16 protein-coding genes are annotated in these 14,483 nt (G+C 42.7%); 10 read left to right on the top strand and 6 right to left on the bottom strand.

Annotation, left to right across the window (positions count from 1 at the left end):
* The first annotated feature begins 27 nt into the window (after nt 1-27).
* A complete protein-coding gene (locus HMPREF9193_RS05725; protein ID WP_306698970.1) occupies nt 28-831 on the top strand; it encodes a type III pantothenate kinase in 804 nt (267 codons plus the stop codon).
* 29 nt (nt 832-860) lie between these two features.
* On the opposite strand, the gene HMPREF9193_RS05720 is transcribed toward HMPREF9193_RS05725, so the two are convergent.
* Complete coding sequence (locus tag HMPREF9193_RS05720) at nt 861-2,096, bottom strand: N-acetylneuraminate synthase family protein (RefSeq protein ID WP_021687134.1); 1,236 nt, start codon at nt 2,094-2,096, stop codon at nt 861-863.
* 84 nt (nt 2,097-2,180) lie between these two features.
* Here HMPREF9193_RS05720 and HMPREF9193_RS05715 point away from each other — a divergent pair, with 84 nt between their 5' ends.
* From HMPREF9193_RS05715 to HMPREF9193_RS05700, 4 genes are all read left to right on the top strand, one after another.
* Nucleotides 2,181-3,320, top strand: coding sequence for an MGDG synthase family glycosyltransferase (locus tag HMPREF9193_RS05715; protein ID WP_021687133.1), 1,140 nt, complete (start codon nt 2,181-2,183; stop codon nt 3,318-3,320).
* Nucleotides 3,321-3,502: 182 nt separating this feature from the next.
* Nucleotides 3,503-4,069 carry a TetR/AcrR family transcriptional regulator gene (locus tag HMPREF9193_RS05710; RefSeq protein WP_040847763.1) on the top strand — a complete coding sequence of 189 codons (567 nt, stop codon included), beginning with the start codon at nt 3,503-3,505 and terminating at the stop codon, nt 4,067-4,069.
* Between the two features lie 86 nt (nt 4,070-4,155).
* Nucleotides 4,156-5,883 carry an ABC transporter ATP-binding protein gene (locus tag HMPREF9193_RS05705; protein ID WP_021687131.1) on the top strand — a complete coding sequence of 576 codons (1,728 nt, stop codon included), beginning with the start codon at nt 4,156-4,158 and terminating at the stop codon, nt 5,881-5,883.
* A 29-nt stretch (nt 5,884-5,912) separates the two neighbouring features.
* Entirely contained in the window at nt 5,913-7,625 is a 1,713-nt protein-coding gene (locus tag HMPREF9193_RS05700; protein ID WP_040847652.1) for an ABC transporter ATP-binding protein, read from the top strand.
* A 31-nt stretch (nt 7,626-7,656) separates the two neighbouring features.
* Here the strand turns inward: HMPREF9193_RS05700 and HMPREF9193_RS05695 are convergent, their stop codons facing one another.
* The 5 genes from HMPREF9193_RS05695 to HMPREF9193_RS05675 form a co-directional block, all read right to left on the bottom strand.
* Nucleotides 7,657-7,866, bottom strand: a complete 210-nt coding sequence (locus HMPREF9193_RS05695; protein ID WP_040847650.1) for a heavy-metal-associated domain-containing protein — start codon at nt 7,864-7,866, stop codon at nt 7,657-7,659.
* A gap of 4 nt (nt 7,867-7,870) precedes the next feature.
* A complete protein-coding gene (rlmN, locus tag HMPREF9193_RS05690; protein WP_051306021.1) occupies nt 7,871-8,917 on the bottom strand; it encodes a dual-specificity RNA methyltransferase RlmN in 1,047 nt (348 codons plus the stop codon).
* Between the two features lie 17 nt (nt 8,918-8,934).
* Nucleotides 8,935-10,077, bottom strand: a complete 1,143-nt coding sequence (locus tag HMPREF9193_RS05685) for a tetratricopeptide repeat protein (RefSeq protein WP_021687127.1) — start codon at nt 10,075-10,077, stop codon at nt 8,935-8,937.
* Complete coding sequence (locus tag HMPREF9193_RS05680) at nt 10,074-10,430, bottom strand: hypothetical protein (RefSeq protein WP_021687126.1); 357 nt, start codon at nt 10,428-10,430, stop codon at nt 10,074-10,076. Before HMPREF9193_RS05680 ends, HMPREF9193_RS05685 begins: the two co-directional genes overlap by 4 nt.
* A gap of 68 nt (nt 10,431-10,498) precedes the next feature.
* Nucleotides 10,499-11,062, bottom strand: coding sequence for an RsmD family RNA methyltransferase (locus HMPREF9193_RS05675; RefSeq protein ID WP_021687125.1), 564 nt, complete (start codon nt 11,060-11,062; stop codon nt 10,499-10,501).
* A 197-nt stretch (nt 11,063-11,259) separates the two neighbouring features.
* On the opposite strand from HMPREF9193_RS05675, the gene rpsF reads away from it, so the two are divergent.
* The 5 genes from rpsF to dnaB are packed head-to-tail and all read left to right on the top strand — an operon-like array spanning nt 11,260 to nt 14,465.
* Complete coding sequence (gene rpsF / locus HMPREF9193_RS05670; RefSeq protein WP_021687123.1) at nt 11,260-11,541, top strand: 30S ribosomal protein S6; 282 nt, start codon at nt 11,260-11,262, stop codon at nt 11,539-11,541.
* A gap of 9 nt (nt 11,542-11,550) precedes the next feature.
* Nucleotides 11,551-12,063, top strand: coding sequence for a single-stranded DNA-binding protein (ssb, locus tag HMPREF9193_RS05665; RefSeq protein WP_021687122.1), 513 nt, complete (start codon nt 11,551-11,553; stop codon nt 12,061-12,063).
* Between the two features lie 19 nt (nt 12,064-12,082).
* On the top strand, nt 12,083-12,478 hold the full coding sequence (rpsR, locus tag HMPREF9193_RS05660; protein ID WP_021687121.1) for a 30S ribosomal protein S18: 396 nt from the start codon (nt 12,083-12,085) through the stop codon (nt 12,476-12,478).
* A 13-nt stretch (nt 12,479-12,491) separates the two neighbouring features.
* Nucleotides 12,492-13,133 (top strand): 50S ribosomal protein L9, encoded by a 642-nt coding sequence (rplI, locus tag HMPREF9193_RS05655; RefSeq protein WP_040847647.1) that lies wholly within the window; start codon nt 12,492-12,494, stop codon nt 13,131-13,133.
* A 3-nt stretch (nt 13,134-13,136) separates the two neighbouring features.
* A complete protein-coding gene (gene dnaB / locus HMPREF9193_RS05650) occupies nt 13,137-14,465 on the top strand; it encodes a replicative DNA helicase (protein ID WP_021687119.1) in 1,329 nt (442 codons plus the stop codon).
* The last annotated feature ends 18 nt before the right edge of the window (nt 14,466-14,483 follow it).

Below are 14,483 nucleotides of genomic sequence, written 5' to 3'. Positions count from 1 at the left end.
GCTTATAATAGCCTCAACGGAGGAAAATTGCAATTGCTTTTAGCGGTCGATATAGGTAACACTAATACCGTAGTTGCGCTTTTTAAAAAAAATACGGTTGTACATCAGTGGCGTATTTACAGCGATACAAAGCGAACGGCGGATGAATATACGTCGACCGTCCGCTCTCTTTTTAGGGATGCCGGAGTTTTGCCTTCCGAAGTCGATTCGGGAATTCTCAGTTCCGTTGTGCCGCTTTTAACCGGACCTTTTATCAGCGTAGCGGTAAATTTAATCGGGAAAAAACCGCTTATAGTCGGTCCGAATGTGTTCAATAAATTACCCATTAAAATTCCCGAAACGGCAGTGCATGAAATCGGAAGCGATATCGTATGCAATGCCGTAGAAGCGTATTGCCGTTTTCATAAATCCTGCATTATAGCTGATTTCGGTACGGCGTTAACCTTTACCGCCGTTGATTGTAACGGAAACATTCAGGGTGTTGCCATCCTTCCCGGTTTGGGCACTGCGGTGCGCTCTTTATTTAACAATACCGCACAGCTTCCTTCCGTTCCCCTTGAAGCGCCGCCGGATACACTGGGTAAAAATACTGTACATTCCATACAAGCCGGCATTGTACTCGGCTATAAAGGATTGACCGAAGCGCTTATAGGACAAATGAAAAACGATTTATGTAATAAAACCGGCTGTACAAGTGCCGATATACGGGTTATTGCAACCGGCGGCTTAAACAGCGTGGTAAAGCCGATAAGCGATGTACTGCAAGAAGTGGACAAACAGCTTACACTGTACGGGTTGCACCGCATTGCCGTTTTGTGTGCCGGCGAATAACGGCGGCGCTTTAAGTTCTATGTGCCGTTTTACGTAATATTTTTTATCTGGTGTTTTTGTAGACCCTCGCCTGAACATACATTTTGTGCTAGTGTTTTACCTAATACCGTATCGTAATATTCAGGCGATATGCCGACTGAAAGTTCTTTTTCCGTGCGCAGCACGGCTATGTCTTTTTCCGTTATAATTTCGCCCGCTTTCATCGAGCGCATAAAGTGAATGGAACGGTTTGTTTTGCCGTAATTTGCTTTTTCACAGCGGGCAAGCTTTTTTTTGCCGTCGCCGATAACTTGTTTTACTCTATCTGCTCCGAATTCTTTTTGTGCTCGTGCGAGCGCTTTTCCGGATTGTGAGCCGCAGTGTCCGTCCGTACCGGCATACTGACCCGCATCGGCTTGTACGCTTTTGCCGGCTTTTGAAGCCGCTTTTGGCTCTTCCGCTGCCGTTTTTTCATACCGGCGCACGGTTTGTACCATAAGGGCAAACTGTTCGGGAGTAAGTGCAACCGGGTCGTCCAAACCGCTGCCGTTTTTGCTCAGTGTAATGTGTTTTTCGATTATGCGCGCTCCGCACAGGGCTGCAATTGCCGGTACGATAACCGGATCGAGCGAATGGTCGCTTACTCCCGTACTTATGTGCAGCGTTTTGCGGTAGCGTTCCAGCAGCGCCAGATTGTATTCTTCCGGCGGAGCGGGATAACTGGTAACGCAATGCAGCAGCGACAGCATATCACCGTGTTTAGCGCACGTTTTTTGCCGTAACGGTTTTAATACGGCAAGCGCTTTTCGTATGTCTTTCATTAAAGAAACGCCGCTTGAAAGCACAACAGGGATTCGTTTTTTTTCGGGAAGCGTTAATTCCAAACGTACCAACTCTTTGAGCATAGGGTAGTGATTTAATTCGGGAGAAGCGATCTTTATGTAATCGGGTTTGAGCGCAAACAATTCATTGAGCGAACGGATACCGAACGGCGAGCACATAAACGTTTTTCCCAGTGAATGCACGTAATCGCACAGATGGGCAAAAAAAGAGCTGTCCGTTTCCAACTCTTTAAAGCGGTCGTACAATCTGATTTTTCCGCCGGGAAGCGTAACAAAACCGGTATCGGGGTGCAGGATTTCATCCGCATACACCCACTGGAATTTTATACAGTCAGCTCCGGCTTGTGCTGCCGCATGTACCAAACGTTTTGCGCTGTCCAAAGAAGTACCGTGCGAAGTGCCCGCTTCGGCAACGATTAAAATATGCTTTTTACCGTGCTCCATAGTTTTACTATACTACGGCGTCTCTTACGTGTCCACTGGGCTGTATTTTAGCACATTGACAGGCGAAGTGCTTGGATGTAAAATATGAATATGCGGAAATTTGTGTGCTTGTATTTGAATACGGGCGGCGGTCATAAATCCTCGGCAAATGTATTAAAGCAAGTGCTTGAGCGTAAATATCCCGATGCTTCCGTAGAGCTTTTAAACGGTTTTGATCAAAAAAATTATTTAGCACGCTTTTTTTTTGAAAAATGTTATCAGCTTTCCTGCAATTATGTTCCCGGCGCATGGGGTTTAACCTACGATTTGGGCATGCTGTTTTGGGTGCAGCGTATTATAACGATGATTATAGCACCGCACACGGCATGGTATTTAAAAAAAATCATAAAAAAATCGCAAGCTACCGATGTAGTCAGTTTTCACTTTGCGCTTACGCCATCCGCAGTTACCGCAATTAGACGGTTGGGAGGCAGGCTGCCGTTTACCGTCGTTGTTACCGACCCGTTTACCGTGCCTACGGCATGGTTTTATGAAAAAAACGTTAAATATTTGGTGTTTTCGCAGCGTGCAAAAGACGGTGCGGTAAAAAATTGCCGTATACCCGAACAAAACATACAAGTAGTACCTTTTTTGTTAAATCCGAAATTTTTGCAGCCGCTTACGCATTCCGATGAAGCTGCTTTGCGCTTAAAGCACAATATCCCTGAAGGTAAAAAAGTAGTGCTTTTAGCAGGCGGTGGAGAAGGGTTGCCGAATGCGGTTGTTATTGTGCGCCACTTATTAAAGCGCAAAGCGGACTTTACCATTTTAGTGGTGTGCGGAAAAGACATTGCCGCAAAAAAAATGCTCGACGTTATGGCACAATTGCATCCCCATGCCGATTTGCGTCCTATGGGTTTTATTTCATATATGGACGAAATGGTAAAAATATGCGATTGCGCCGTTATAAAAGCGGGTCCTGCAACGCTTATGGAAGTGCTGGTGTCTAAAAAACCGGTAATTATTTCTTCTTACATTCACGGGCAGGAATTGGGTAACGTGCAGTTTGCCGTACGGAACAACGTAGGATGGTTTATACGCAAACCCGAAAAAATTTGCAATGCGGTGTGCCGCTTACTCGGCGACAGCGCTTATTTACGTACGGTAAAGCAAAAACTCGGCACGCTTCCTATTTCAACCGATGTGTCAGCCGTTGCCGACTGCATATACAATCGTACCGTGTAATAATCGATAAAACAATTAGTTTTATAACTTTGGTTTTTACGTTAATTTATATTGACAAAAAACAAATCCTAGTTTAATATTGAATATATATTCGGTTTTAGTAAAAAAAAATCCGGTACATCTTGTTTTTTACCGGTGTAGGTTTAGCCGAAGCAAAGTCAACGTACAGGAAAAAGAGCGCAATGCAAGTATTAAAAGAGGAAGTAAAAAACAGAATTTTAACTGCAGCGGTGCACGTGTTTTATAAAAATGATTTTAGAAGCGCATCACTTGCACAAATTGCGCATAGAGCAAAAGTTCCGGTAGCGCTTATTTATACCTATTTTAAAAATAAAGAAGAACTGTTCGATGCGGTTGTTGAAGGTGTGTATTCGCTGTTTATACACGTATTGGATGAAGAAGAGCAGATAGCCGGTTCCCCGTCTGAAAAATTTGAAAAAGTAGGGGAACAATACATCAAAGATTTGTTGGAAAATCACGTTAAGCTAGTTATCCTTACCGATAAAAGCGGCGGGACAAAGCATGAAAAAGCAAAAGAAAAACTTATTATGCGGCTTCAAAAACATATAGAAATAGGTTTAAAATCATATTCATGTAAAACTTACGACCCTATGCTTTCTCATATTTTGGCAAATAATTATATGGAATCTCTTTTGGAAATCGCACGCCATTATAAAAATTCCATGTGGGCTGAAAATATGATGCGCTTGATTAATTTGTGTTATTACAAAGGAGCGGAAGCTTTATAAGGCAGCACTTGTAATTTTGTTGATGATAACTGCCGTTTTTTTAATTTAATATTGAATAGTAATTCGGTTTTAAAGGAGTAAAAACTATGACAAAAGATAATGAAAAAAAACTTCGCCGTTTTGTAACGGGAAATCCGGTAAAAGCAAACATATTGTTATCACTAAAAATCAGCTTTGATTTAACCGTACAAGTGCTGCTCGTGTATATTATCAATCTTTTATTTTTTGAAAATCAAACAACAAAAAACGTATACCCGGTTCTTACATCAATGTTCGTTTTATTTGTGCTAAAAAACGTATGCAGCTATGCTTCGGTTAAAATTGCTCACGATAAGGCATACGCTACGCTTACCCGTGTGCGCCTTAAGATTATCGGGCAGTTAAAAAAACTGCACTTGGGCTTTTTTCAAGAACATAACACTGGAGAGCTTTCGAATATTATTGAACACGATGTTGAACAAATAGAAACATACCTTGCCCACGGTCTTCCCGAAATTATGTCTGCTGTATTGCTTCCGGTTTTAATTTTTATATCTATGTTGTTTGTAGATTGGCGTTTGGCATTGATAATGCTTGTAGGCGTACCGTTGATGTTTGCGGTAAAAACCGTTTCACAAAAAACAATGGAAAAAAACTTTGAATTATATTTTAACCACGAAAATAAAATGCGAAGTGAACTTATGGAATATGTAAAAAATATTGCGCTTGTTAAAGCGTTTGCAAAAGAAGAAACGGTAAGCGGACGAACCTTACAAACAGCGCGTGAATATGTAACCAATGTTAAAAAAACAATGGCTTCCGTTGCCGTCCCCATGGGACTTATCGATATTTTTATGGAAAGCGGGGTGGTAGCCGTTATGATTTTTGGTTGTATGCTGATGATACACAATGAAATCGGTACATCGCGTTTTATTCTTTCGGTTATTTTATCTTCAGCGTTTACCCAAGCGATAAGTAAAACTGCAACATTGCAGCATTTTTCCGTTATGTTTGAACAAGCGCTTAAAAGTATTGCTATAGTGCTGAATGCCCCGCTTGCACAAAATAAAACCGACACCCCTTTACTGCCCGGCGACATAGAATACCGCAACGTGTGTTTTGAGTATAAACGTGACGGATTTAAGCTTGACAATATCAATCTTACGATAAAGAAAAATACGTTGACCGCTTTTGTAGGTTCAAGCGGCTGCGGTAAAACGACGCTTGCAAATTTATTAATGGGATTTTGGGATGTGCAATCCGGTTCTATTTATATTGGCGGAAAAGATATTTTTTGCTGTACACAAAAGAGTATTTCAAATTTAATCGCAAGCGTGCAGCAAGACGTTGTTTTGTTTAATATGAGCATTTTCGATAATATTGCGCTCGGTAAGCAAGACGCTTCAAAAGAAGAAGTAATAAATGCTGCAAAAAAAGCTCAGTGTCATGATTTTATTTTATCGCTTGCGAACGGTTACGATACGATTGTCGGCGAAATGGGGTCCCGACTTTCCGGCGGGGAAAAACAGCGTATTTCCATTGCACGTATGATATTAAAAAATGCACCTATTGTGATTTTGGATGAAGCTATGGCTGCCGTTGACAGCGAAAATGAAACACTTATTCAAAAAGCTATAGAACATCTTTCTAAGGGTAAAACCGTGATAACCATAGCACACCATTTAAATACCGTCCGCAACGCAGACACTATAGTTGTTATGGATAAGGGTAAAATTATAGGAACGGGAAAACACGAAGTATTAATAAATACGTGCGCCTGTTATAAAGCTATGGTAACGGCTCAAAATAAAGTGGATGAGTGGAAAATAGCTTAAAAGGTAAAATAAAAACAAAGAGGAAAACTATGTTTAAAGAAATGCTGCAATTGCTTACAAAAAACGGAAAAAAAGATGTGATGTTGTCGGCTTTATTTTTTGTGCTGTACGGTTTGTCTTCGGCTGCAATGATTATTATTGTGTTTTCCGTATTGTTTAAAATAGCTTCGGGCGCAGCTGCTGCAGATGTATATCGCTATTTTATTGTGCTTGTTTTGCTGGTTGTTTTTAAAGGCGTATGCAATGTTAGCGCCGATATAAAAAAACACGGCTCCGGTTTTGATGTCGTACAAAACATACGCGAAAAAATGATTGTTAAACTTAAACTGTTCGGTTTGGGCTTTTATACCGACGAGCGGCTCGGAGAAATCAATACCGTACTGCATAAAGACGTCGATAATATGTCAATGGTTGTAGGTCACATGTTGCCGCGCATGGCAAGTGATTTTTTAATCGCTTTAATTTGTTTTATAGGGCTTTGCGTGTTGAATCTACGGCTTGCACTTATAATGTGTGCGTGTATTCCTGCAGCGTTCGGTTTTTTACTGTTTACGATACAACGTACTCAAAACGCCGAACATAAAAATAACTGTGCTTTAGCGGATATGGTAAGCCTTTTTGTAGAGTATGTGCGCGGTATCCCTGTATTAAAAAGCTTTTCTGAAAATAAAAAATTGGATACGGAACTTAGCGAAAAAATAACGGCTTTCGGTAATACGAGTAAAGCAGCTTCAAAGTTTAAAGCGTGCCGGCTTTCCGTTTATGCACTGCTGCTCGACATAGGTTATTTTATACTGCTCGGCACAGGGGCGATTATGACGTTGCGGGGAACTATAAGCGTATTTACATATATTATTTTTGCCGTTTTATCTAAAGAATTTTATAAACCCTTTGCCGAAATGGAAACGCATTATATGTATTATGTATCCGCTTCTGACAGTTATGCACGTTTGGGAAAAATTTTATACGCACCGCCGATTGCAGACAACGTAAAAGGACCGCTTCCCGAACACAATGGTATTGAATTTTGCTCTGTAGATTTTGCCTACAAAAAAGGCAAAAAAGACGAGTTTAAAATCGAAAATTTAAACTGTGAGTTCGCAGAACACGCTATGACCGCTTTAGTCGGCGAATCCGGTTCTGGAAAAACAACCGTTACCAATTTATTGTTGCGTTTTTATGAGGTAGATAAAGGAAGTATCCGGTTGGGCGGGGAAGATATACGGAATATTCCTTACGACGAACTTTTGGACAGAATCGGAATTGTTATGCAAAATGTACAAGTATTCGACAATACTATTGAAGAAAATATCCGTGTCGGTAAAAAAAATGCAAATAAAACCGAGATTATTGAAGCGTGTAAAAAAGCGCGTATCCATGATTTTATACAAAGTTTGCCGGACGGTTACAGTTCACGCGTAGGCGAAAACGGTGCTTTATTGTCCGGCGGTCAACGCCAGCGTATATCCATTGCACGCGCTTTTCTTAAAAACGCTCCTATTTTAATTTTAGATGAAATGACGAGCAATGTGGATCCGCTAAACGAATCGTTAATACAGGATGCGCTGACGGAACTTGCACAAAATAAAACGGTAATCATTATTGCTCATCATTTAAAAACGATTCGGAATGCCGATCACATTATTGTGTTTAAAAAAGGAAAAGCGGTTGAGCAGGGAACGCATGCTGAATTGGTACAAAACAACGGATACTATGCAAAACTGTTAAGCTGTGTGTCGTAAAAGCAGGGTAGTGCTTAGGGCTTTTGACTTGCTATCCTAAAACATCAAAGCCGCACGAAGAGATGGCGTCTTTTATCTCTTGTTCGGTACTTGCGTTCGATTCGTCGTAAGCTACCAACACTTGAGCTTTTTGAAAATTAACCGTACAGGAAGAAACGCCGGCAACAGCGCTGACCGCTTGTGAGGCTTTTTGTTCGTCTTCTTCGCTCATCATTCCTGCAACGTATATTTTTTGTTCCATGTTTTTAGCTTCCAACCGATATGTGTTCTATTTGTGTTTTCCCCAGCTGACCGCAAGCACCGCTTACGGATGCACCCCGCTTTGTCCGTACCGTTACGTTTAAGCCGGCAGCTTTAAGTTTATTGTAAAACGAATAGGTTTCCGTTTTAGTCGGCGCCATGTACGGTAAAGTTTCAACCGGGTTCCACGGTATTAAATTAATGTGTACCCCAAGGTCGTGCGCAAAAGCTATCAGTTTATCTGCGCTTTTGCTGTCCGTATTTATTCCGGATAACAGTGCGGCTTCAAGCGTACAGCGTCTGCCCGTTTTACCTGTATAGTATTTTACAGCTTGCGCCAGTTTGTCAAGGGGGTAAGAGGCGGAAAAGGGCATAAGCTCATTTCGCAGTTTTTCGTCGGCGCACGTTAAGGATACGGCAAGCCGCACGGCAGGTCCGTTGTCCGCCAAATCGTATATGCCGTTTATAATGCCGCAGGTAGACACGGTAACCCGTTTTAAAGACAGCGCACGACCTTGCGGAAAGGATAATACGCCAAGGGCTTTGCGCACCGCTTCCAAATTTAAAAGCGGCTCTCCCATTCCCATAAAAACGATGTTTTGCAATGTGCCTGCTTGTTTTTCAAGGGCAAAAAACTGTTCCACAATTTCAGCCGCAGTTAAATTGCGCGCAAAGCCCAAACTTCCCGTTTTGCAAAACCGGCAGCCCATCGCACAGCCTGCTTGAGACGAAACACAAGCGGTTTTGCGCCCCTCGCGGTCTACTAAAAGCACGGTTTCCACCATACAGCCGTCGACAAGCTCTATTTGCAGTTTTATCGACCCGTCGCTTCCTTTAAGCACTGTATGCACCTTTGAAGAAAAAACGGCGCCCTGCTGCGCCAAACTTGCACGCAGTGCGGCGGGAATATTGTGCATGTGTTCAAACGAATGTGCGCCGTCGGCAATCCACTTGTATATTTGTTTGCTGCGGAATGCCGGCTGTGCGGGAATAAAAGATGCTATTTCTTCGGGCAATAAAGCGGAAAAAATAACACCTTGGCGGTTTTCAATCAATCCGGATAACCTTTTTACAGCAGTTTTTCCAGCATTTCGGCTACGGCTTGACTGCGCAATCCCTGTTTTTGAAAACTTTCCAATATTTCAACCGCTTTTGCTTTTTGATTTGTTTTTACGTAACAATCCGCAAGGTCCATATACAAACGGTAATTTTTAGGATCGGTTTGTATTAAGCGGCTAAAACTGATAATGGCTTCTTCGTAGCGGCCTTCGCCTTTACTGATAAGGGCAAGTCCCAAAACGGCATACAAATCGTATTCAATATTAAGCGCTTTGTTGTAGTATTCGCTTGCGGTTTTGTAATCGCCCATATTGCGGTACGCATCTCCTGCTCTGGTTAAAATAACTTTGTTTTTTGAATCAAGTTGTAGAATTTTATTCCAGTATTCTACCGAGCGGAATTGCTGGTTCATACCGCGGTAACAGTCGGCAAGACCGAATAAAGCGTAAAAGTTTTTATCGTCGATTTGTAAAGCGCGCTCAAAGTAGTACACGCCTTTTTCAAAAGTTTTTAATTTGCGGTGGCAGTTGCCGATTGAAGTTAAAACGCGGATATCCACCGCCGCTTCGTTTATTTCGAGCATACGCGACCAATAATACAGCGCGTCTTTGTATTCTTTAAAATCGTAGTGCAAGTGCCCCAAGCCGATAAGCGCATACGCGTTTTCTTCTTCCATATCCAAAACGCGCAAATACAGCTGTTTTGATTTTTTGAAGTCTCGGATTTTGCGGTATGCGTCTGCAACACGGGTAAGCACGGTTATATTGCGGTCGTCGTGTATAAGGTATTGTTCCCAAATTTCAATTGCTTTGTGATATTGATTGAGCGCCTTGTAACAATCCGCCAAGCCGAACAGTGCATAGTTGTTTCCCGGATGGCAGGCAAGGCATTTGGAATAGTATTCAATCGCTTCGGAAAAATGGTTTTGTTTGCGTTCTGCGTCTCCTAAACCTACCAGTGCATAGTTATTGTTTTCTTCAATATCCAAAATGCTCTTAAAAGCCTCGCGCGCTTCTTCGATTTTATTTGCCTTTATAAGCACATAGCCTTTTTTTGACAATTCGGCAATTTCGTTTTCTTTTGGGTCTTTACTTTCGGAAATGGACAACTCATTGATAATTTCGTCTTGCTGAGTGTTTTCGTGCTCGTTCATTTTTCATCCTCTTCTTTTTCTTTTAAATAAAACGACACCGTTTGTGCTATTTTTTCAAACAGTTGGTCGGCTTTTGATTTGTTATGTGCAAGCAAGTATAGCTTAAGCGCGCCCAGAGTGTCTCCTTGTTTGTAATATACATCGGCAACCCTTGTAAGGCCGTCCGAATATCCGGTTGTTATAAATAAACGCCGTGCATTTTGTATATCGCCTTGATTAAAAAAAACATTCCCCTTGCGGTTCAGTAATGCTTTTTGTTCCGAACTCAGCGAAGTTACGGGAAAGTCAGTGGTTTTGATAAAACCGCCGTCCGCAGTATGACGTTCAAACACATCTTTTAAGTCGCCCGTCATGTTATGTCCTTTTTATAATATTTTTTAATATAATAATACTCTAAATAATAATACTTCAAAAATGAAATTTAGTCAAAAGTTTTTTTGTAAAAATCTACGATTGAGCGCCCGTATACCCGCCTATCCGTTTTTGTTAAAACTCCGATTTTATCAGGCATGTTGATTTCAGAGGGACGGTGCAAAAGCACGTATGCATTGTTTTGCAGCACCGAAGAATCTTTTTCGGCGCGCTCGGCTATGCTTTCTATAAGCCGGCGGTGAAATTTATACGGAAACGGCGGATCGCAAAACACGATGTCGAAGCGGTCTTTAGTACGTTTTAAAAAAAGTTCGGCTGCCATAAAATGACAATCGATTTTTATACCCATTTCTTTTTCCGTTATGCTTACGTTTTTTAGTACGGTCCGTATTTTTAATTTATCTTTTTCGCATAAAGCGGTGCGTGCGGCTCCGCGCGAAACGGCTTCAATGGCTATTACGGCGCTGCCGGAAAACAAATCCAAAAAAGATTTTCCGCTCATATCGCCGAGTACGGCAAAACAGGATTCGCGCATTTTGTCCATGGAAGGGCGTATAATGCCGTCGGGGCATTGTATAATGCGTCCCTTTAACTGTCCGCCGGTTATGCGCATGCGCTACTCCTTTATTTAATTTTTATTTTTAAACCGGAGCAACAGCATAGCACAGTTTTTGTATTTATGCCATAGAAAAACGGATGTACAAAAATACGGTTTTTTGCTTGCATACATTTGCGATTTTTGGTACACTAATGCTCAACCCCTTGGGGTAGGGTTTTGAACTCTGCTTCCAAAGACCATAAGGAGTATACATGAGAAAGTATGAACTGATGACGATTTTTCCCTTAGAAGAAGAATTGTCAAAAACCGCTTTGGAAGCGGTGCGCCAAACGCTCGCTTCGTTCGGTGCAGAAGTCGAAAGCGAAGAACCTTTCGGCGACAGAGACCTCGCTTATGAAATAAAAAAGCGCAAAAAAGGTCGTTTTATTTTATTTAATATTAAAGTAAATCCGGCTAAAATTCTGGAAATCGACCGTCAATTTAAATTAAACACAAATCTTTTAAAGTTTATGTTTGTTCGGGTTGATGAATAAGGGGAAGTTATGACTGACCTTAATCATGTGATGCTGATCGGACGGCTTACCCGAGACGCTGAATTAAAATATACGTCCGGGGGATTTGCCATATCGAATTTTTCCATAGCGGTAAACCGCCGCCGCAAAAACGGTGAACAGTGGGTTGAAGAAGCAAACTTTTTCGATATAACGCTGTACGGTAAATCTGCGGAAAACTTAAAGCAATATTTGATAAAAGGCAAACAAGTAGCCGTAGACGGAGAGCTGCGCCAAGACCGCTGGGAACAGGACGGGCAGCCGCGCAGCAGGGTAGTGATAGCCGCAAACAATATCCAGCTTTTAGGCGGGGGCTCGGCTTCTTCCGCAGGAGGATATGCAGGCGGCGCAGGACAGCCGGCTCAAACGGCTAACCGTGCTCAAGGCTACGGAGCAAGCGCTTCGGGTGCATATCAGCAAAAAACGGGCGATATGCAAAACAATTTCGACGCTGCGCCGTCGTACTCGAACGATTCCGATTTTCCCGAAGATATCCCGTTTTAATTTTTAAGAGGAGTTTAGTATGTCTGATGAAATAATGAATGCTGCCGATGAATCGGTACAAAAAGATGAAGCGGCGACTCGCGCCGTTTCCGAAGAAAAAGCGGCTGTTGCCGCAGAAAGCGCAAGCCGCACCGGATCTGATGAAAGCGTGCGTGAAAACGATGGACGCGACGGAGAAGGGCACGACGGCAGAGGCAAAGGAAAACAGTTTTTCCGCAAAAAAGTGTGCCGCTTTTGCGCCAATAAAGTTAAAATCGATTATAAAGACCCCGACGCGCTTCGCCGCTTTACCACCGAACGCGGAAAAATTCTTCCGCGCCGCATAACCGGCACATGTGCAAAGCATCAGCGCCGTTTGGCTTTGGAAATAAAGCGCGCACGCGCTATTTGTCTTTTACCCTTTGTTGCGGACTAAACAGGAGCTTGAGATGAAGGTTATTCTTAGTGAAGATGTAAAACACTTGGGAGAAATGGGTGACGTAAAAACCGTTGCCAACGGATATGCCCGCAATTATTTATTTCCCCGTAATTTGGCTTTGCCTTATAACGATGCTACCATTGCATGGTTTGACAGCCGAAAAGAAGAAATAGAAGCGCGCAAACAGGCAAAACGCGAACAATCTGCAGGATTAAAAGAACGCTTGGATGCTCACACCATTACCATCGTTATGTCTGCCGGCGAAAACGGCAAGCTGTACGGTGCGGTTACTTCTCAAACGGTAGCCGAAGCTTTGGCAAAAGACGGTTTTGAAATTGAGCGCAAGCGTATAGAAATTCCGGGTGCAACCATCAAAAACATCGGAAAGTACACGGCTACCGTGCGTTTATACGAAGCTCAAACGGCTGAATTGTCGATTGTTGTAGAAGCTCAAGCCGAACCGGAAAAAAAGAGCGAAGACAAAAGTGCTAAAAAAACGCGCCGGAGTGAACGCGCAGAACAAAATGAGCAAACTGAAAGCGCCGGAACTCAAAACGATGCAGTAGAATCCGAAGGTAGTGCAAGTGCTGACGGTCAAACGTCAAACGGCGATGAAAGTGCTCCTGCAGCCGAAACGGAGCAGGCAGACTAACAAATGGCATCCCTCAAGGATAAGGTTCCGCCCCATAATTTAGATGCTGAACAGGCTGCTTTGGGCGCCTTACTCCTTGATTGGGATGCGGTAGGGACGGTTATACGTTTTTTACGTCCCGAACGTTTTTATTCTCTTCAAAATCAAAAAATATTTTCTGCAATTCTTACGTTGTATAACGACGGAATCCGCGGCGATATTATTACGCTTATCGAGCGGCTGCGTTCGGCAGGAGAGCTTGATGCTGCAGGCGGTCCTACATACATATCGTCGCTCACCGATACTGTTGCTACCAGTGCCAATGTTGAATATTACGCGCAAATCGTACTCGACCAATCTATCCGGCGCGAACTGATAAAAATTTCCGCCGCCGTAGTAGCCGATTCTCACGACGAAACGATAGACAGCCGTGCCGTGCTTGAAAACGCGCAAAAGCGGATTTTTGAATTAACCGATTTGAATACCGTGCACACGTCGGTTTCGGCAGGAGAATTGGTCAGTAAAGCCATTGAAGTTATAGAAAAACTGTACAAAGATAAAAAAGCGTGCACGGGTATTGCTTCCGGTCTTGAAGATTTGGATAAATTAACCAGCGGTTTTCAAGCGTCGGAATTTATTATTATCGGCGCACGACCGTCTATAGGAAAAACAGCTATGGCGCTTTCGATGGTGCAGCACATAGCGGTTGAAAATAAAATTTGCTGCGCTTTTTTTTCGCTTGAAATGTCGAATATGCAGATTATGATGCGCCTTTTAGCTCAAGAATCCCGTATTTCTTCGGAGCGCATACGAACCGGCTATTTACGGCGCGAAGACTTTGCCAATTTGCAGCAAGCGGCAGGGCGCATATACGAAGCACCGCTGTACATCGTCGATACTCCCAATATGAAGCTTTTGGATTTGCGTGCGATGGCGCGCCGTTTGCGTGCACAAAAACAAGTGGAAATTATTTTTATAGATTATATTACACTTATTCAAAGCGAAAATACGTTAATTCCGCGCCACGAACAAATTGCCGAAATTTCGCGATCGCTTAAAAGCCTTGCACGTGAATTAAATGTACCGGTAGTCGTTTTATCACAGCTGCGCCGCGATGCGGAAAACAAACAGCCGACGCTCGCCGATTTGCGCGAATCCGGTTCTATAGAGCAGGATGCTGACGTTGTTATGTTTATTCATCGCGACAGAAGCGAATTTAAAGACGCCAAACAATCGCACGAAGAAGGCTGCGATACCGAACTTATTTTGGCAAAGCAGCGCAACGGTCCTACCGGCTCTTTGAACGTCGTTTTTTTGCCTGCATATACGAAATTCGAAAACAAAACAAAATAACGACGTCCGTTTACCTAT

The sequence above is a fragment of the Treponema lecithinolyticum ATCC 700332 genome (assembly GCA_000468055.1).
Classification (GTDB): domain Bacteria; phylum Spirochaetota; class Spirochaetia; order Treponematales; family Treponemataceae; genus Treponema_C; species Treponema_C lecithinolyticum.
Note: the sequence above shows the minus strand (reverse complement) of the source record. Positions and strands in the feature narration are given on the sequence as shown.